Below are 19,062 nucleotides of genomic sequence, written 5' to 3'. Positions count from 1 at the left end.
GCGATCACCGATGCCTTCTTCGCCTGAAGCGAAAGGAGCCGTCTTGCGTCTGACCTGTAGCAGGAAGCTGCGGAGGAGGACGGTTCCAGGATTGCAGTGATCCACCATCGCTTTTATGATTTGGCGGGTTGGAAGGCAACCCCGATTCCCGATGCCGGCAAAAAGCCGTTCCGCAGTGGAAGCCCCGGTCCCAAGCCTTCCATGAAAAGGCTTGGTTAACCTTCTCTGGATACCAATCGTTAATCGAGTTCGCGGCCTGCCAGCACTTTGACAAGCAATAAGGCACTTCGACAAGCGATCGGGCATGACGCCAACGGGAGCGATTGGTAGAAAGATGGGACTGGCAGGCTTCGCAGACAAGGGCCGTCATCATGGAGGCTGGTTCTTCCGCACCGCCTGCCTGCTGCCGCTGATCCTGGCTTGCCTGGTCTTTTCGCCGCTTTCGCGTGCTGCCGACGCACCGCTCGGTGCCATAAGCTACAAGATGGCCGGCGATGCCACCAAGATGCGCATCGTCATCAATTTCGACCGCGAGCCCGACATCAAATGGTTCCTGCTGCGCGGCCCCAATCGCCTGGTCATCGATCTCCCGGCCACGAGATTCGCCCTCAATGCCAAGGATATGAAGCCGCGCGGGCTTGTCCGCGCCGTGCGTTACGGCGGACTCGGCGAGGGGAAATCGCGGCTGATTCTCACCGGCAAGGGACCGTTCGCCGTCGACAATCTCGACGTGCTCAAGAACGATGACGGCAACGGCTACCGCATCGCCATCGACATGTCGGCGGCCTCGCAGCGGGAATTCGACGCAGCGCTCGCCAATCAGGCGCTGACCACCGGTTCGACGGTCTCCGCCGACAAGGCCGGCAGGGTCGGTACCGGGCCGGTATCCAATCCGGGCCATCGTTTCACCGTCGTCATCGATCCCGGCCATGGCGGCATCGACGGCGGCGCCGAGGGCCTGAACGGGACGGTCGAGAAGAACGTGACGCTCGCCTTCGCCATGGAACTGCGCGACAAGCTCGCCGCCGGCGGCAAATACGACGTGTTCCTGACGCGCGAAACGGACGTGTTCCTGCGGCTCGACGACCGCGTGCGCATTGCCCGCCAGCATGAGGCCGACCTGCTCATCTCGATCCATGCCGACACGATCAGCCTCAAGGGCATTCGCGGCGCAACGGTCTACACCGTGTCCGACAAGGCTTCCGATCCCGAGGCGCAGGCGCTTGCCGACCGTGAAAATCTTTCCGACCAGTTCGCCGGCATGGAGATCAAGGACGACAGCAAGGAAGTGACCGATATCCTGATCGACCTGATCCGCCGCGAGACGCATAATTTTTCGATGAGCTTCGCCCATACTCTCGTCGGCCAGCTTTCCACCAGCGTCGGTCTGATCAACAACCCGCAGCGTTCTGCCGGCTTCAAGGTGCTGAAAGCGCCGGACGTTCCATCCGTGCTGGTCGAACTCGGCTATCTGTCGAACGCCAAGGACGAAGCGCAATTGCTCAGCGCCGATTGGCGCAACAAGGCGACCCAGAGCATAACCAACGCCGTTGCCCTGTTTGCTTCGGCCAAGAGCGGAACGGGGGCCGGAGGCTGAAATGTCCGCCGGCGCCCACAACCTGAAGCAGCGTTGCACGGCGACAACACCCTGTGCTTTTATTTCCGGCATTCGAAACCGAAATTCCACGCTGCCGTATTTTGCCCACATGGTCGCGACATGGGTTTTGCGATTACGGTTTGGGATTGGCCCGAAAGCTTGCGCGAAGGGCGGCTTCGTTTAGGAAATTCCCGAACCAAGGACTGGAGCGGGTATGATTCGTCTCATTGGCTATTTCTTCGGCATCGGCACGACGCTGGCCCTTTTGGTCGCGGCGGGCGTGGCGATCTATATCGGCCATTTGTCGAAGGACCTGCCCGACTACGAGGTGCTGGCCAAATACGAGCCGCCGGTGACGACCCGCATCCACGCGTCGGATGGCGCGCTGATGGCCGAATATGCGCGTGAGCGGCGGCTTTATCTGCCGATTCAGGCGATCCCGGACCGTGTCAAGGCGGCCTTCCTGTCGGCCGAGGACAAGAACTTTTACAATCACCCCGGCATCGACGTGACCGGCCTTGGCCGGGCCATTGTCGTCAACCTGCAGAATGTTGGCTCGGGAAAGCGCCAGGTCGGCGCCTCGACCATCACCCAGCAGGTGGCGAAGAACTTCCTGTTGTCTTCAGACCAGACCTACGAGCGCAAGATCAAGGAGATGATCCTCGCCTTCCGCATCGAGCAGGCCTACTCGAAGGATCGCATTCTCGAGCTCTATCTCAATGAGATTTTCTTCGGCTTCGGCGCCTATGGCGTCGCCGGTGCTGCGCTAACCTATTTCGACAAATCGGTGAACGAGCTCACCGTGGCCGAAGCCGCCTATCTCGCCTCTCTGCCGAAGGGGCCGAACAACTACCATCCCTTCAAGCATGCCGATCGCGCCTTGGAGCGCCGCAACTGGGTGATCGACCAGATGGTCGAGAACGGTTACGTCACGCATGAGGAAGGCGAGAAGGCCAAGGCCGAGCCGCTCGGCGTCACGCCGCGCCGCACCGGCAACTATCTCTTCGCCGGGGAGTATTTCACCGAGGAAGTGCGTCGCCAGATCATCGCGCGCTATGGCGAGAATGCGCTCTACGAGGGCGGCCTTTCCGTCCGTACGACGCTCGATCCGAAGATGCAGCTGATTGCCCGCAAGGCCATGCAGAACGGACTTATGAAGTTCGACACGCTGCGCGGCTACCGCGGGCCGGTCACGAGCATCGACGTTTCCGGCGACTGGGGCGTGCCGCTGGGCAACGTCAAGCGGTTGGAGGACGTGCCGGAATGGTCGCTCGCCGTCGTGCTCGACAGCTCGGCCACCGGCCTGTCCATCGGCCTGCAGCCGACGCGCCAGATCTCCGGCGAAATCGTCAAGGACCGCGTCGAAGGCACTGTCAGCAAGGAAGACATGAGCTTCGCCATGCGCCACGTGGTCGACGGCAGGACCGTCAAGGCGAAGTCGCCCGCCGACGTGCTGAAGCCGGGCGATGTGATTTTCGTGCAGAAGAACGACGGCTCGGACAACAGCTACAGCTTGCGCCAGGTTCCCGAAGTGGAAGGCGGCCTGATCGCCATGGACCCGCATACCGGACGCGTCCTGGCCATGGTCGGCGGTTTCTCCTACGCGCAGTCGGAGTTCAACCGGGCGACGCAGGCCATGCGCCAGCCGGGATCGTCGTTCAAGCCGATCGTCTATTCCGCCGCCCTCGACAATGGCTATACGCCCGCCTCGGTGATCATGGACGGGCCGATCACCATCCAGAGCGGCAACACGACCTGGACGCCCAAGAACTACGACGGAACGGTGGCCGGCCCAGCGACCTTGCGTTCCGGCATCGAGAAATCACGCAACCTGATGACGGTGCGGCTTGCCAACGACATGGGCATGAAGCTGGTCGTGGAATATGCCGAGCGTTTCGGCGTCTACGACCACCTGGCGCCGTATTTGCCGATGGCGCTGGGATCCGGCGAGACGACGGTGATGCGCATGGTGTCGGCCTATTCGATCATGGCCAATGGCGGCAAGTCGATCAAGCCATCGCTGATCGACCGCATCCAGGATCGCTACGGCAAGACCGTCTTTAGGCAGGACGAACGCGGCTGCTCGAACTGCAATGCCGCCGAGTGGCAGGACCAGCCAGAGCCGGAACTGGTCGACAACTCCGAGCAGGTGCTCGATCCGATGACCGCCTACCAGATCACATCGATGATGGAGGGCGTCGTGCAACGCGGTACCGGCGCCACCATCAACGAGCTCGGCCGTCACATCGCCGGCAAGACCGGAACGACCAACGACGAAAAGGATGCCTGGTTCATCGGCTATACGCCGAACCTCGTTGTCGGCCTTTATATGGGCTACGATCAGCCGAAAGGTCTTGGCAAGGGCGCGACCGGCGGCGGCCTTGCCGCGCCGATCTTCAAGGATTTCATGCGCGTGGCGCTGGACGGCACGCCCAATGTCGACTTCAAGGTTCCGGAAGGCATGAAGCTGATTGCGATCAATCGCAAGACCGGCATGCGGGCCAACGCGGGCGATGCCGGAACCATCATCGAAGCCTTCAAGCCGGGTACCGGTCCCGCCGACAGCTACTGGGTGATCGGCATGGGTGCGGACGGCTCCAACGCCACCGGCGGAGCGCTGTCGCCGCAGGCCAACCAGGCCATCCAGTCGGGCGGCGGCGGGCTCTACTGACAATCGCTACATCAGGTCGGGCCGGCTTGACGATCATGGTCGAGCCGGCCCATTCCGCTTTACAGGGGCCGGTGCCGTCCCTATGTATCGCGCCATCAAGCCGCCATCCAGCAACAGGACAGAACAGCCAGCCATGCGCGCGGAAACGCAAAACATTGTCGACGAGATCAGGCAGGCAATCACCCTGCTGAGGAGGCATCTTTGACTGGGACCAAGCCATAAAGCGGCTTGAGTACCTGAACGTCCGTGCCGAGGATTCGAGCCTCTGGAACGAGCCGCTGGAAGCGCAAAAGCTGATGCGCGAGCGTCAGGGCCTCGAGGAAGGCATTGCCGCGGTCAAAGGCCTCACCCAGGCCCTGGAAGACAATATCGGCCTGATCGAGCTTGGCGAGGAAGAGGGCGACGAGGGCGTCATCGCGGAGGCCGAAGCGGCGATCCGCTCGATGCGCGGCGAGGCCAAGGCGCGCCAGATCGAAACGCTGTTGTCGGGCGAGGCGGACGCCAACGATAGCTATCTGGAAGTTCATGCCGGCGCCGGCGGCACCGAAAGCCAGGACTGGGCCTCGATGCTTCTGCGCATGTATACGCGCTGGGCCGAGCGCCGCCGCTTCAAGGTCGAAGTGCTGGAAGTGCATGACGGTGAAGAAGCCGGCATCAAGTCCGCCACGCTGCTGATCAAGGGCCACAACGCCTACGGCTGGCTGAAGACGGAATCCGGCGTGCATCGTCTCGTGCGGATTTCGCCCTATGACAGCAATGCGCGCCGCCACACCTCCTTCGCCAGCGTCTGGGTCTATCCCGTCATCGACGATACGATCGACATCGACGTTTCCGAATCCGACGTCCGTATCGACACGTATCGGTCGTCGGGATCGGGCGGCCAGCACGTCAACACCACCGATTCGGCCGTGCGCATCACCCATCTCGCCACCGGCATCGCGGTCGCCTGCCAGGCGGAGCGCTCCCAGCACAAGAACAAGGCCAAGGCGTGGGAAATGTTGCGCTCGCGGCTTTACGAGGAAGAGCTGAAGAAGCGCGAAGCCGTGGCGAGCGCCACGGAAGCGTCGAAGAGCGATATCGGCTGGGGCCACCAGATACGGTCCTACGTGCTGCAGCCCTATCAGCTGGTGAAAGATCTGCGCACCGGTGTCGAGAGCACCAGCCCGTCGAGCGTGCTCGACGGCGACCTCGATGATTTCATGGAAGCCTCACTGTCGCAGCGGATCGAGGGTGGCGCCGGCGAAACGGTGGCCGATATCGACTAAGGCCGCCGGGCACCAATCCGGCAGGAATGTGGGTTCATCACGCGAGAGTTACGGCCATCGTGCGAGAGTGACGAGCTCTCAATTTGCACCTACCTGTCGTTCTACAACTTTGTTTTTCGTAGAGTTTTTCAAAATCGATTTCGGCTTTTGACGCGGATGCCTCGGGCCTGCCGGTGCCAAGCCTGGAACCAGCGCGAGCCAAATGCCGTTATTGGCGATCCCGCTGCCGGGGTTGACCAGGTTTCGTCAATCAGGACGGCAGGTTGGTTCCGGCTGCAGAGGTCGGCGTTCGGTTGCGACAGCAATTCCTTGCGCCAACCAAGGAATCAGCCCAGCATTCATGCGCTGGGGAGGAAAAAAGCATTTATGGCCGGACGCGGCGTATCTGCGACCTGACGATCCGGCCACTGGGAAGACACGTTCCGGGAACGGGCAAGCGAAATGCTTGACAACCGTTGATAGGAACTGCGCTCATGCCTGCTCTCACAACCAGACCGGCCCCAGTCGCCCGCACGGCGCGCCGACTCCTGAATTCACTTGTCGCGGCAGTGGTTTTGATTGCTGCCGCCATTCCATTTGCGGCGCCTGCTCTGGCGCATGATGCCAAGCCGACCGCGGCAATGCCGCAAGGCTGGAGCTATCCGTTCTCCTGCTGCTCGGGCTATGATTGCCGCGAGGTCTCTCAGACATCGATCAGCGAACGTCCCGAGGGTTATGTCATCAAAGGAACCGGGGAAGTCGTGGCCTATAGCGACAAGCGGATCAAGAATTCGCCCGACGGCGAATATCATTGGTGCTCCGTTGCCGGTGCCAATGACGGAAAGACCATCTGCCTGTTTGTGCCCCCATCGTCCTACTAGCGCATGACGCCCAAAAGCTTGCCCACGGGCTGACCCGAGCGCGTGCAGCGGTTTTGGATCGATGGGCCTTCGATCTGTGCATCGCAGGCTCACAAGCCTGCTGACCGGCAGTTGTCAGGAGCGTTTCTTTATGCTGCCTTTGCCGTACGGGGCGGCGGCATTGTGAGGGAATTCATGACCATCAAGGCAAGCTGCCACTGCAAGGCGACGACGTTCGAGGTTTCGCAAGCGCCGCAGACAGTGACGCGATGCACCTGTTCCTTCTGTTCGAAACGCGGTTCGTTGTGGGCCTATTACACCCCTTCGCAATTCAGGCTTACCAGCCCGCCGGAGAATGTTTCATTCTACCAGTGGGGATCGAAAACCATAAAACACGGTTTTTGCGCCACCTGCGGCTGCGGCACCTTCACCGAAACGCCGGACTGGTCGACAGGCGAGCCGAATTTCGACAATCCGAAGATCAGCGTGAACTCGCGGCTGTTCGACGATTTCGATCTCGACAAGGTCGAAGTGGTGGTCATCGACGGCAAGAATCTCTGGTAGCCGGTCGAATTGGGGTGGTCGCGCGAGCCGCTGCAGGCATGTGGAATTGAGCCGGGGAAAGCCGCGGCAACGGCTTTTGCTGGTCCGCTTTTCGCCGCATTTCATGGTACAAGTCGCTGGAAGGGGCTGATGCGGTGCGCCGTTGCGCGGCCGTGGAATGGAGAGGGACCACCATATGAAAAAGATTGTGCTCGCCATCGTGGCGACGGCTGTGCTCGTGAGCGCATGCACCACCGATCCCTACACCGGGGAACAGAAGGTTTCCAACACCGCTGCCGGCGCCGGTCTCGGTGCTTTGGCGGGTGCCGGGCTCGGCATGCTTGCCGGCGGTAACGACCGCCGCAACGCGCTGATCGGCGCGGGCATCGGCGCGCTTGCCGGCGGTGCCATTGGTGCCACCATGGACCAGAATGAGGCCGAACTGCGCCGACAGCTTCAGGGCACCGGCGTCAGCGTCACCCGCACCGGCGACCAGATCATCCTCAATATGCCGTCCGACATCACCTTCAACGTCGACCAGGACGCGGTGAAGGCCGGTTTCTATCCGGTGCTGAATTCGGTTGCCCTTGTGCTGAAAAAGTTCCGGCAGACCACGGTCGACGTGTTCGGCCACACCGACTCGACCGGCGGCGACGAGCACAATTTCGACCTGTCGCAGCGCCGTGCTTTGGCGGTCGCCAACTATCTGTCCGGACAGGGCGTCGATTCCCGCCGCTTCGCCGTCACCGGCTTCGGCAAGACGCGTCCGATCGCCTCCAACGCGACGGCTGCCGGCCGGGCTCAGAACCGCCGCGTCGAGATCCAGCTGTCGCCGCTTACCTGAGGCAAGCACATGAACCGAGAGCGGCCCCGCAAGGGGCCGCTCTAATGGTTATGCCGGACCACCGGCCGCCGGGGCCCTTCGTTCGCGATATCAGGACCGGGCCGGCTGATCGACAATTGCGGCAACGATCCGGCGCACGATCGGAAGCACAATCAGCAGGCTGGGAAACGCAACAAGCCATGAAGCGCCCCACGCATAGCTCCAGGCCACTATGAACCCGTTCGTCCAGCCTGCGCCGATTGCCGTCGAAACCGCCGAGACAATCGAGGACATCAGAATCGAAAGAACCAACGGCATCACCACCGCGCCGTAGGAGGGCGGCAGCTTTCTCAACTTGAAGGCTCGATCCGGTGATGCTTGCATCGAAATCTCCCAATCAAAAAATATGCGTCAGCGTTACTGTGAGGACGATCAGGCGGCATATGCCGCCTGCAGCGCCAATTCCCGAATGAAGCTTCGCAGCGAACGCGGCTCGCGGCCAAGCGCGGCACGCAACGTCAGGCTGTTCCCGCCGAGGCCGTATTTGGCGTAGTGGCTGTGTACTTTGGCCAGCATCTGCAACTGCCGGTCGGTATAGGGAAGGCGGGCCTTCGCCGCCCAGTCCTGAAATGTCGGCTCGCCGGCCGAAACCGGCCGGCCAAGCGCTTCGCTCATCATGGCGACGACCTCTTCGCGGCTGTGCATACCGTCGGCGCACAGCTCGAGGGTCGCATAGGACAAACGCGCTTCGGTCAGTGCGATTGCCGCCACTTCAGCCACATCGCGATAGTCGACGCGGGCGAGCTTCGCCGTCCTTGGAAACGGCTCGGCGAAAACGCCGTGCTCGACGACGGACGGCCAGGCCGGCGCGATATTTTGCATGAAATTGGCCGGGTGCAGAACGGTGTATTCCATGTTCGTCGAATAGAGGGCAGCTTCGACGGGTACCTTGCTTGCATGGTTTTCCAGCCTCGTATTGGTCGGCTGGATCACGGACGAAAAGACGAATTTTCGAACGCCTGCTCGCGCCGCCGCCTCAACCATGGCAACCCCCATGGCGGCTTCGTCGGGAGCAAAGGCCGGTCCGATGTGAAAGACACCGTCGACACCTTTCACGGCCTGCTCAAGGCTCCGATGGTTGCGCAGATCTCCGATCGCGATCTCGGATGCGCCGGCTTTCCGGGCTTTTTCGGCACTCGCGGCGTCACGAACAAGCGCCCGAATCCTGGCATTGCGGCCGACGAGTTCAGGCACCACCAAACCGGCAACGCGGCCTGCGGCGCCTACGACCATGACCGTTGGACTGGGTGTTCGCATGATGATCTCCTTCCCTCGAGTCTGCCTTTCGGCCTGTGCAGAGAAGATAAAATCTAGCGAACTGCGTTACAATTGATCGAGTTTGCGATAGTTTATCCCGATTGTCGGGAGAATGAGCGATGAGCGATGAGCCGGATAGATGATTTCGAAGCCTTCATTGCCATTGTCGAGCATGGCAGCCTGACGGCTGCCGCACGCCGGCTGAACCGCTCGCTGCAGTCGGTCAGCCGGTCCTTGGCAACGTTGGAGGAATCCATCGGGGTCGAGCTTCTGCACAGGACGACACGCCGCTCGACGCCGAGCGAAGCCGGAGCGGCCTTTTTCCAGCGCATCAAACCCGCCGTCGAGGAAATTAACGAAGCCAGGCTTCAGGCGGCCAACCGACGGTCGGAGCCGTCGGGCATCCTGCGTGTGAGTGCCCCTGTTCTGTTCGGCCCGGACTTCCTCGTGCCGGTTATCGCCGACTATATGCGGACATATCCCCGGGTTGAGGTTGACCTCCAGCTTTCCGATGAATTTGTCGATCTTGATGCCGAGGGTCTCGATTTGGCGGTCCGGATCGGCAATTTGCCGGATTCCAATTTACGTGCGAAGCGGCTGGGGGCGTTGCGGCGTGTCGTGTTCGGCGCACCTGCCTACTTTCTGCAACGCGGCCGACCGGCCCATCCGCTTGAATTGCCTCGGCATGATTGCATCGTACGAACGGTCGATGGTCGCCCGGGCGAATGGATGTTTCAGATTGAAGGCAAGCCCCGGCCGGTGAAGGTCGCTGGCACTTTCCGGTCGAATTTGATGATATCCATCTATGCGGCCGCGGTTCACGGATTGGGTCTGGGCTACTCGCCGCTTTGGCAGATAAAACACCTCGTGGACGATGGCCGCCTGGAACTGGTTCTAACCGAATTCGAGCCGGTACCGGTGCCGATACACGCCGTGTGGCCGGAGGGCAGGTCGTCCTCCGCCAAAGTTCGCGCTTTTCTGGACCTGCTGGCATCCCGCCTGGAGCTCAAGAACCTTTAGGGCGCAAAACCAATTTGAGCGCCGATCTTACCTCATCGACATCAAGTTCGTGATCAGAACTGCCTTGGCGGCGTTGACCACGGGTTGATGGACCTCCGAATGGCCGATGTCATTCAGCTGATCGGTCGTCAAATTTGCCAATGCCCTGCGTCTTGCGACGGTCCGCCGCCACCCCGTGAAGGCAGTGATCATCATTGCTGCGCTTTTCAGGCCAGACCCAAGCAAGCGGCGTTTGGACGCGCTGCTGCCGGCGCGAGTTCCCGTGTGAGCCATTTCTTAGTCTCCCGTTTCGAGTTTGCGGGTGGGAGCGTGCCACGCAGGTGTTTTCGGGCTGTTCGGCTGTGCGTGAACAATTGGGAGGAGTCCGACGATCCGCCGTTAAATCGGTGTTAAATCGATCCGCCGAGATGCTATTCTGTCGCTGCGGTCGAAGTCTGGAGACGATTTGTGCGCATCCGGTTGCTTGGTGGCCTCGAGGTTGCTTCCCCGGAGCAACGGCCCGTCCGGTTCGCCACACGCAAGACTTCGCTTCTTTTTGCTGCTCTGGTTCTGGCAGGCCGCCGCGGCCATCGTCGCGAGCAGCTTTCCGAAGCCTTTTGGCCGGGGCGAAGCAATGGGCAGGCCCGCAATAGTCTGCGGCAAGCGCTTGTCGACATTAGGCGCTCGTTCCCGGCCAGCTTGGATGCCACCGTCTACATCGATGGGGATCAGGAGACCGTCGTGCTGATTGCCGGTCCGGATGAGGCGGACATCTCGGTGTTCGACCGGAAGCTGGAGGAGGGCCGGACCACCGATCTCGCCTTCGCTGCGGATCTCTATCGCGGTGAGCTGCTTGCCGGGCAAACGATTCCTGACGAACTGGACGAGTGGTTTGGACCCTTTCTGAGTAAGTATCAGCGCAAGGCGCTGCAGTTGGTCGATCGGCTGAGCCTGGCGCTGCCCGCACCCGGCTCAGCGGAAGAGACGGCCTGCGAAGGGCTCGCGGAGAGATTGCTCGCCTCGGATCCGACGGCGGAGGCAGCCCATCGGGCGCTTATCCGCATCCACGCTCATCGAGGTCACGAAAACGCGGCCTTGCGCCAGTTCGAGCTGTGTCGGGCAGCTTTAAAAAAACATCTGAATGCGGACCCAGAGGAGCAGACAAGCTCACTTCCGGCTTCCCTGCAGTCCCGTGAAAGAACTGAACGTCAGCGGCCGGAGCCAAGCTCTGGCGCCGCATCACTGGCGCAGGTTCTGGCGGCCCCGACGAGGCGCGACGACCAGCCGTCGATTGCGGTGCTGCCGTTTCAGAATCTAAGCGGTGATGTGGAGCAGGAATATTTCGCCGACGGCATGGTGGAAGACATTGTCACCGCCTTGGCTCACTTTCGTCACCTGTTCGTGGTCGCACGGAATTCGAGCTTCACCTACAGGGGACGGTCCATAGACATAAAGCAGGTCGGGCGTGAGCTGGGCGTGCGCTATGTGGTCGAGGGAAGTGTTCGCCGGGCGGGCGACCGCCTGCGCATCGCCGGGCAGCTCATCGACACCTCGACGGGGGCCTATCTCTGGGCCGACCGTTTTGATGGAACGCTCGCCGAAGTTTTCAATCTGCAGGACCAGGTCGCCTCGAGCATTGTCGGCGCAATCACGCCGAAAATGGAGGAGGCTGAGATCGAGCGTGCCAAACGCAAACCGACAGAAAGCCTCGACGCCTATGACTACTATCTCCGCGGGCTGGCGGCCTTTGACCGGACGATCACTAGTAGATCGGCCATTGACGATGCCTTGCGCCTCTTCATGAAGGCGATCGATCGTGACCCGGAGTTTGCCGCAGCCTATGCGCGGGCGGCGCGGTGCTACGCTACCCGAAAAAGCAACGGCTGGATGGTCGACCGCGCGAAAGAGAATGCCGAGGCTACTCGACTGGCTAGGAGAGCGGTCGAACTCGGAAGGGACGATGCGATTGCGCTTTCCTTCGGTGGATACGTGCTCGGCTACGTAGGTGGCGACCTTGACGACAGTGCGGCTTGCATCGATCGCGCGCTCGTTCTCAACCCGAATCTAGCGGCCGCGTGGGGCCTAAGCAGCTGGGTCAGGGCTTGCTTTGGCGAGCCAGGCAAGGCCGTCGAGCACGCCGCGCTTGCCATGCGCCTAAGCCCATTGGATCCACGCCTGTTCGCTTGGCAATTCAACACCGGGCTCGCTCATTTTTGTGCCGGCCACTACGATGACGCCGCCGCTTGGGCGGGAAAGTCGCTGCGGTACCAACCAAACTACGTGAGCGCGATGCGTGTAGTGGCGGCGAGTCATGCCCTTGCGGGGCGCCTGTCGGAAGCGCAGCAGATGATGGCCCGGGTCTGCGAGCTCGATCCTTCGCTGCGGCTTTCGAATCTCGCCGAGGTGCTGCCGCCGTTTTATCGACCGGACGATCGCATCAGATATATCGAAGGCCTTCGCAAGGCGGGCCTGCCGGATTGACTGGCGACAATGCTTCGCGCGTCGGCGGGGCCGCGCGCGAGCCGTGTCAGACCTTGGCGACGATCCGCATGAAGGCCGGCATGTCGTCGCCGAAGCCGACGGTCGCGTCATTGTCTTCCTGGCGCTGGCGGGCAGGGCGCTCGCGCTGCGGCCTGGTGTCGCCCCGTTCCGGCGCGCGCCGTTCGTTGCGATCGGGCGAAGCCTTGCGTTCAGGTGAAGCCTGGCGCTCGCTGTTTTCCGAGCGGATCGCCTCTTTGCGGGTACGCCGCTCGTCGATGTCGGCGACGGTGGCTTCGGCCACGACCGGCTGTTCCTCGCTAACTGCTTCTGGCGCTGCTTCTTCGCTGCGCTTGGCGTGGCGTTCACGCGGTTTGCGCTCGCCCCTGTCCTTGGCGTCGTCCTTGCGGCCGGCACGGCGTGGCGCACCGCGGCCACGGCGCGGGGCCTCATCCTCGCCGCCTTCGCTGGCAACGACCGTCGACAAATCGCCGTCATGCCACTCGATCTTCGTGCCGATCAGCCGCTCGATGGCGTCGATGTATTTGGTGTCCGACTTGGTCGCGATGGTGAAGGATTTGCCCGAGCGCCCGGCGCGGCCGGTACGGCCGATGCGGTGGACGTAATCCTCCGCGTGGATCGGCACGTCGTAATTGAAGACATGGCTGACATCGGGAATGTCGAGGCCACGCGCCGCGACATCCGAAGCAACGAGGTAGCGCAGCTTGCCGTCACGGAAATTGGCCAGCATCTGCATGCGCGCGCGCTGGTCCATGTCGCCGTGCAGGGCGCCGGCGTCGAAGTCATATTTCAGCAGCGAGCGGAACAGCTCCGATACCTCGATCTTGCGGTTGCAGAAGATGATGGCGTTCTTCAGCTCGGCATCCTCGGCTTTCATCAGATTGCGCAGCGTCTCGCGCTTGTCCCAGGGTTTCGGGCCGGATTTCACCAGCCGCTGGATGATGTTGGTGGCGGCCGATGCTGCCTTCGACACTTCGACGCGCACCGGTGCGTGCAGGAATTTCTCGGTGAGCTTGGTGATTTCCGGCGGCATCGTCGCCGAGAAGAACAGCGTCTGCCTGGTGAACGGGATCATCTCGCAGATACGCTCGATGTCGGGGATGAAGCCCATGTCGAGCATGCGGTCGGCCTCGTCGATGACGAGGATCTCGACGCCGTTGAGCAGGAGCTTGCCGCGCTCGCGATGGTCGAGCAGGCGGCCGGGGGTCGCGATCAGCACATCGGCGCCTCGCTCGAGCTTCTTGTCCTGCTCGTCGAAGGACACGCCGCCGATCAGCAGTGCGATATTGAGCTTGTGGTTCTTGCCGTATTTGACGAAGTTTTCCTCCACCTGCGCGGCGAGCTCGCGCGTCGGCTCGAGGATCAGCGTGCGCGGCATGCGGGCGCGGGCGCGGCCCTTTTCCAGCCGGGTGAGCATCGGCAGGACGAAGGACGCTGTCTTGCCGGTGCCGGTCTGGGCTATGCCCAGCACGTCCTTGCCGAGCAAGGCGTGCGGGATAGCACCAGCCTGGATCGGCGTCGGCTCGGTGTAGCCGGCATCGGTAACTGCGGAAAGGACCTTCGGCGACAGGCCGAGGTCTGCGAAGGTCAACGCTTCTTGAGCGATCTGGGTGTCTGAGGACAAGTTTGGCTGTCTTTGGCTGGTTCGGGGGCGCAACATATGCAGTCGCGGCAAGCGCCGCGCGCCTGCAAGATTGGTATTGCAGGTAGGCGCAAGCCCACGATTTGTCAACACAAACGGGCGGCATTGGCGCGATTGTGAAGTCGTAACCTTAATCGCGATGCTTAATTTACGCAGTGGCCGCTACGCCGGCTCAATACCTGAACTGTTCGGCGAGAATGCGCTCGTTCCACGAATGGTTGGGATCGAACAGCAGCGTCGCCGTTGCCGTCGGCGATTCCCTCACCGTGACCGTCGTCACCGCCTTGACCTCGGTGTGGTCGGCGGCGGCGTTCACCGGCCGCTTTTCCGGCTCCAGAATGTCGAAACGCACGATCGCCTTGTTGGAGAGCAGCGCGCCGCGCCAGCGGCGCGGACGAAACGGGCTGACCGGGGTCAGCGCCAGCAGCGGAGCGTCGAGCGGCAGGATCGGCCCGTGCGCCGACAGATTATATGCGGTCGAGCCGGCCGGCGTCGCAATCATCACGCCGTCGCAGTGCAATTCCTCCAGCCGCTCTTGCCCATCCACGGTGATGCGGATCTTGGCCGTCTGATACGACTGGCGCCAAAGCGCGACCTCGTTGATCGCGAGCGCCGAAATCGTCTCGCCTTCGGCCGTCACCGCCTGCATCTCCAGCGGACGGATCGTTTCGGCAACGGCCGCCGCGATGCGCCCGGTCAAGCCGCTGGCGCGGTATTCGTTCATCAGAAAACCGATGGTGCCACGGTTCATGCCGTAGACCTTCTTTCCCGTGCTCATCGTCTCACGCAGGGTCTGCAGCAGAAAGCCGTCGCCGCCGAGCGCCACGACGATCTCGGCTTCTTCGACGGATGCCTGGCCGTAACGCGCAGAAAGGCTTTCCAGCGCTGCATTGGCGTCGGCTGTACCGGATGAGACGAAGGCGAAACGGCTGGCGGTTTTGCTCATGGCTCTCAACGACAACCGATTGGCGACGACCGTCTGGCGACCGATTGGCGGCGACCGGTTGCTGGGCCGCGCCAGCGCCGGGTTAGCATGGGTGGGCATTTCTGCAAAGGGAGGGAGGTGCCTGGAGATGGCGACCAAACAAGCCGCACTCGCGCATCATGTCGGAGGACAAAATGATGTGATGGTTAAGGCCCGCCTTAAACTCTCGTAAAGCCGGATCGATCATGTTAGCCGGCAGCGGACGGGCGGCGTGGGGGCTAACCAGTCGAGGCCGATCTATTGCCGCTGGCACGCTTGATTATTGTCTTCCTGATGCTGGCAAGTTTTGCCCTGGCTTTTGCGGAACTGGTGCGCCAGTCGGAGGAAAAGAGCTTTAGACCCGAGCCCACGGCCTCACGCTGCGGCGACGCGGCGGGGACACCCTGTCCGCAAAGGGCGCTTTGACGCCACAGCGCCAGTGCTTATCGGGCTTGCAACAGATGGCAGCCGGCCTGGCGCTTTTGCGCGAGATACTCGTCGACAAGCTGGCGATAGCGAACTTTGCCGAAACTCGGGAAATGGCCGCCGTGCACGACCGAGACATCGAGATCGCGCATGCGCAGCAGCGTTTCGACATAATCGTCGATATCGGAGTGATAGACGTCGTCGATCAGCGGGCCGTCATAGATGATGTCGCCGGAAAACAGGATGCCCGTCCTGTTTTCGTAGAGCGCAATGCCGCCGGGTGAATGGCCGGGCGTGTGGATGACCTCGAAGGCACGGTCGCCGAGATCGACGATGTCGCCTTGCTCGAGCAACCGGCCGGCTGGTGCGGGCAGGATCCGGTAGCGCTTCGTGTCCCAGCCTTGCGGCATGCCGTCGAACATCTCGTCGGTGGCATAGCGGTCGGCAACCGTCCATTCGTTGCGTGGATCGGCGAGGATTTCGGCCTCGGCCGGGTGGACGCAGCGGTCGGGAAATTCGTGATGGCAGCCGATATGATCGAAATGCGTGTGGCTGGCCACGCAGGTGAGCTTGCGCTGCGTGACCAGCGGCACGTGGCGGCGCAGGCTGAAATGGCCGAGGCCGGTGTCGAACAGAAGATCGCGGTCGCGGCCGCGCACATGCCAGATGTTGCAGCGGAAGAACGGCTTGATCCACGGCTCGTGGATCAGCGTCACGCCATCGCCCATGCGGATAGTTTCGTACCAGTCAGGAGCGTCGATGATTGGAAGCGTGCTCATGTTTGGTCCGCAAGCAGGATGATGTCGCCAGCATCGCACGATACCGCGACAACGTCGCCCGGCTGGACGGCCGATGCGGCCGCGACCTTGGCGATGAAGTGCAGCGCCGGGTCGGTCGTGGAGGTCCCCAGCACACGCTTGAAGCTGCCCTGGAAGACGACGTCGCTGACCTTGGCCGTACCGAGCGCCACGGCACCGCCAGCAGCGCCGAAGACAAGATGCTCCGGGCGGATGGCCAGCGCAACGGTCGAGCCGGCCGGCAATGTGCCGGGCAGCGACAGCGACCCAAGCTTCGTGGTGACGGCGATTTTGCCGCTCTTCGCCTCGGTCACCGTTCCCGATATCAGCGTGCTTTCGCCCATGAAAGTCGCGGAAAAGCGCGTCGCTGGCCGGGCATAGACGCGCTCGGGCGGTCCTTCGTCCTCGATGCGCCCGTCATTCATCACCACGCAATGATCGGCCAGCGCCATCGCCTCTTCCTGGTCGTGGGTGACGTGGATGAAGGCGGTGCCGACGCGTTTCTGGATCGCCTTCAATTCGTCCTGCATCTGCCGGCGCAATTTCAGGTCGAGCGCGCCGAGCGGCTCGTCGAGCAACAGCACCGCCGGCTCGACCACCAGGGCGCGCGCCAGTGCCACGCGCTGCCGCTGACCGCCGGAAAGCTGGTGCGGCTTCTTGTCGAAGGCGGTGGCGAGCCCGACCAGCGCCAGCGCCTCGCGCGCCCTTGCTGCCCGGGTTGCGGCATCGACACCCCGCATGCGCAGGCCGAAGCCGACATTGCTGCCGACGCTCATATGCGGAAACAGCGCGTAGTCCTGGAACACGGTGGTCGTCGGCCGCTTCGCCGGTGGCACGGCGGTGCAGTCCTCGCCGCGGATCAGCACCTTGCCTTCGCTCGGCGTGACGAAGCCGCCGAGGATGGACAGAAGCGTCGTCTTGCCGGAGCCGGACGGCCCGAGCAGGATCGTGTAGCTGCCCGGCTCGATCGTCAGCGAGACGTTCTTCAGCACGGTGTGCTGGCCGAAGCGATGCGAGACAGAGCTTATATCGACCAGTGGCGCGGTCATGCCGGCTTCCTCCGCAACAGCATCAGCTCGAACAATACCACCAGTACGATGGAGACGGCGAAGACCAGCGAGCCGACGGCGTTGGTCTTGGGATTGAGGCCGGAGCGGAGAAGGTTCCAGATCTCGACCGGCAGCGTCGTGTCGAAGCGCGTCAACAGGAACGAGATGACGAATTCGTCCCAGGAGAAGGTCATCGACAGGAAGAAGCCGGCGAAGATGGCCGGCGCCATGACGGGCACGGTGATCAGCAGCAGCACCTTCCATTCGGGCGCGCCGAGGTCGCGCGCGGCGCGCTCGATGTTGATCTGGTGGTCGCCCATCTGGCTGTAGACGACGGCAAAGCAGAGCGGCAGGTTGATCACGACGTGGCCGATGCCGGCGGCAGTGAGCGACTTCGGCACGCCGGCCCAGTTGAACAGCACCAGCAGCCCCATGCCGATGATGAGATAGCTGACGGTCAAGGGCAAGGTGATCAGCCCGCGCATCAGGCCCGAGCCCGGCAAGGCGAAGCGCGCAAAACCCCAGGCGGAGAGAAAGCCCAACGTGACGGCGGCACCCGAGGAGACGACCGCCACCAGCAGCGAATTGACCAGAGCCGAAGTCAGCCGCGTGTCGGCGAGCACGGCCTCGTACCAGCGCAGCGACGGCCCGGTGAAGGGCGGGATCGGAAACGACGTTGCCTGCAGCGAAAACAGCACCAGAACGATGACCGGCAGAAAGATGAAGCCGTAGATTGCGATGGCGTAAAGGCCGGAGACGAGGCGGATGAAAGCGCGCATGGTCAGGCCCGCTCGATCTTCAGCCAGCGGGCGCAGGCGAGGTAGGCGATGGTGACCACCGCCATCAGGATGATCGACAGCGCCGAGGCGAGCGGAAAGTCGCCGCGCCGGCCGATCTGCATCATGACGAGTTGCGGCATCAACAGCTCGTTGTTGCCGCCGAGGATCTGCGGCGTGATGTAGTCGCCGATGCATAGCACGAAGGTGAGGAAGGCGCCGACTATGATGCCTGGCAGCGTCAGCGGCAGAACGACATGCAGGAAAGTCCGAACCGGCCCGGCGCCGAGGTCGGCGGCGGCCTTGCGATAGCTGGGGCTGAGCTGCTTCAGATTGGCGAAGATCGTCAGCGTCAACAGCATGACGAAGAAATGCACGAAGCCGATGACGGTGGCCAGCCGCGTATTGGCGAGCTGCAGCGGTTCGCTGAACAGGCCGGAGCCGGTCAACGCATGGTTGACGACGCCGTTTTGCGCCAGCACCAGCAGCCACGAATAGGAGCGCACGACATAGGAGGTCCAGAACGGCAGCACCGCCAGCATCAGCGCCAGCCGCTGCCAGCGCTCCGGCACCTGTTCGGCCAGGATCCAGGCAAAAGGATAGGCAAGCAGCACCGAGATCACGGTGACGATCGCTGTGACCTGCAGCGAGTTCACCATCGCCTGCCAGTAGGACGGATTGGCAAAGAACTGGCTGTAGTTGGACAGCGTGAAGCCGCCGCCTTCATGTGCCGTCAGGCTGGATACCGCCATGGCGACGAAGGGCAGCACAAAAAACAGCAGCGTCCAGCCGAGCGCCGGCGCGACCAGCGCCCAGGGCAGGGCACGCCCACCGTTGACGGCGTTCACGACCGGC

17 protein-coding genes are annotated in these 19,062 nt (G+C 62.5%); 8 read left to right on the top strand and 9 right to left on the bottom strand.

The genetic code is table 11. The features are described from left to right. The first annotated feature begins 334 nt into the window (after positions 1 to 334). From NKI59_RS03400 to NKI59_RS03375, 6 genes are all read left to right on the top strand, one after another. Complete coding sequence (locus tag NKI59_RS03400; protein ID WP_352593831.1) at positions 335 to 1,597, top strand: N-acetylmuramoyl-L-alanine amidase; 1,263 nt, start codon at positions 335 to 337, stop codon at positions 1,595 to 1,597. Positions 1,598 to 1,811: 214 nt separating this feature from the next. Further along, complete coding sequence (locus NKI59_RS03395) at positions 1,812 to 4,268, top strand: penicillin-binding protein 1A (protein ID WP_352457450.1); 2,457 nt, start codon at positions 1,812 to 1,814, stop codon at positions 4,266 to 4,268. Between the two features lie 133 nt (positions 4,269 to 4,401). Continuing rightward, positions 4,402 to 5,533, top strand: a protein-coding gene (prfB, locus tag NKI59_RS03390) for a peptide chain release factor 2 (protein WP_352702352.1) whose coding sequence is annotated in 2 segments (ribosomal slippage) — positions 4,402 to 4,467 and positions 4,469 to 5,533 — 1,131 coding nt in all. Because the reading frame shifts where the segments join, the coding sequence is not laid out codon by codon here. A 473-nt stretch (positions 5,534 to 6,006) separates the two neighbouring features. After that, positions 6,007 to 6,393, top strand: coding sequence for a hypothetical protein (locus NKI59_RS03385; protein WP_031212810.1), 387 nt, complete (start codon positions 6,007 to 6,009; stop codon positions 6,391 to 6,393). A gap of 174 nt (positions 6,394 to 6,567) precedes the next feature. Further along, positions 6,568 to 6,936: a GFA family protein gene (locus NKI59_RS03380; RefSeq protein WP_023679923.1), complete on the top strand. Its 369-nt coding sequence runs from the start codon at positions 6,568 to 6,570 to the stop codon at positions 6,934 to 6,936. 175 nt (positions 6,937 to 7,111) lie between these two features. Beyond that, complete coding sequence (locus NKI59_RS03375) at positions 7,112 to 7,759, top strand: YiaD family glycine zipper/OmpA-like lipoprotein (protein WP_352683331.1); 648 nt, start codon at positions 7,112 to 7,114, stop codon at positions 7,757 to 7,759. 90 nt (positions 7,760 to 7,849) lie between these two features. On the opposite strand, the gene NKI59_RS03370 is transcribed toward NKI59_RS03375, so the two are convergent. After that, entirely contained in the window at positions 7,850 to 8,122 is a 273-nt protein-coding gene (locus NKI59_RS03370) for a DUF2798 domain-containing protein (protein WP_352683329.1), read from the bottom strand. A 48-nt stretch (positions 8,123 to 8,170) separates the two neighbouring features. Next, positions 8,171 to 9,055 carry an NmrA/HSCARG family protein gene (locus NKI59_RS03365; protein WP_352683327.1) on the bottom strand — a complete coding sequence of 295 codons (885 nt, stop codon included), beginning with the start codon at positions 9,053 to 9,055 and terminating at the stop codon, positions 8,171 to 8,173. Between the two features lie 126 nt (positions 9,056 to 9,181). Here NKI59_RS03365 and NKI59_RS03360 point away from each other — a divergent pair, with 126 nt between their 5' ends. Then, on the top strand, positions 9,182 to 10,075 hold the full coding sequence (locus NKI59_RS03360; RefSeq protein ID WP_352683325.1) for a LysR family transcriptional regulator: 894 nt from the start codon (positions 9,182 to 9,184) through the stop codon (positions 10,073 to 10,075). A gap of 27 nt (positions 10,076 to 10,102) precedes the next feature. Here NKI59_RS03360 and NKI59_RS03355 read toward each other — a convergent pair whose 3' ends face one another. After that, entirely contained in the window at positions 10,103 to 10,348 is a 246-nt protein-coding gene (locus NKI59_RS03355; protein ID WP_352683323.1) for a hypothetical protein, read from the bottom strand. A 174-nt stretch (positions 10,349 to 10,522) separates the two neighbouring features. Between NKI59_RS03355 and NKI59_RS03350 the strand changes: the two genes are divergently transcribed. Next, complete coding sequence (locus NKI59_RS03350; RefSeq protein ID WP_352702348.1) at positions 10,523 to 12,535, top strand: BTAD domain-containing putative transcriptional regulator; 2,013 nt, start codon at positions 10,523 to 10,525, stop codon at positions 12,533 to 12,535. Positions 12,536 to 12,581: 46 nt separating this feature from the next. On the opposite strand, the gene NKI59_RS03345 is transcribed toward NKI59_RS03350, so the two are convergent. From NKI59_RS03345 to NKI59_RS03320, 6 genes are all read right to left on the bottom strand, one after another. After that, positions 12,582 to 14,177, bottom strand: coding sequence for a DEAD/DEAH box helicase (locus tag NKI59_RS03345; RefSeq protein ID WP_352451079.1), 1,596 nt, complete (start codon positions 14,175 to 14,177; stop codon positions 12,582 to 12,584). Positions 14,178 to 14,367: 190 nt separating this feature from the next. Next, on the bottom strand, positions 14,368 to 15,141 hold the full coding sequence (locus NKI59_RS03340) for an NAD kinase (RefSeq protein ID WP_352702346.1): 774 nt from the start codon (positions 15,139 to 15,141) through the stop codon (positions 14,368 to 14,370). A 461-nt stretch (positions 15,142 to 15,602) separates the two neighbouring features. Next, positions 15,603 to 16,364, bottom strand: a complete 762-nt coding sequence (locus tag NKI59_RS03335; RefSeq protein WP_352702344.1) for an MBL fold metallo-hydrolase — start codon at positions 16,362 to 16,364, stop codon at positions 15,603 to 15,605. Further along, the gene (locus tag NKI59_RS03330) at positions 16,361 to 17,431 is read right to left on the bottom strand and encodes an ABC transporter ATP-binding protein (protein ID WP_352702342.1); all 1,071 of its coding nucleotides are present in this window, start codon (positions 17,429 to 17,431) and stop codon (positions 16,361 to 16,363) included. The genes NKI59_RS03335 and NKI59_RS03330 overlap by 4 nt, the downstream gene beginning before the upstream one ends. After that, positions 17,428 to 18,210 carry an ABC transporter permease gene (locus NKI59_RS03325; protein WP_352702340.1) on the bottom strand — a complete coding sequence of 261 codons (783 nt, stop codon included), beginning with the start codon at positions 18,208 to 18,210 and terminating at the stop codon, positions 17,428 to 17,430. Before NKI59_RS03325 ends, NKI59_RS03330 begins: the two co-directional genes overlap by 4 nt. A 2-nt stretch (positions 18,211 to 18,212) precedes the next feature. Continuing rightward, a complete protein-coding gene (locus NKI59_RS03320) occupies positions 18,213 to 19,055 on the bottom strand; it encodes an ABC transporter permease (RefSeq protein WP_502901020.1) in 843 nt (280 codons plus the stop codon). Positions 19,056 to 19,062 lie beyond the last annotated feature (7 nt).

The sequence above is a fragment of the Mesorhizobium sp. M0598 genome, from assembly GCF_040320865.1.
GTDB lineage: Bacteria > Pseudomonadota > Alphaproteobacteria > Rhizobiales > Rhizobiaceae > Mesorhizobium.
This window is presented reverse-complemented; position numbering and strand designations above follow the sequence as displayed.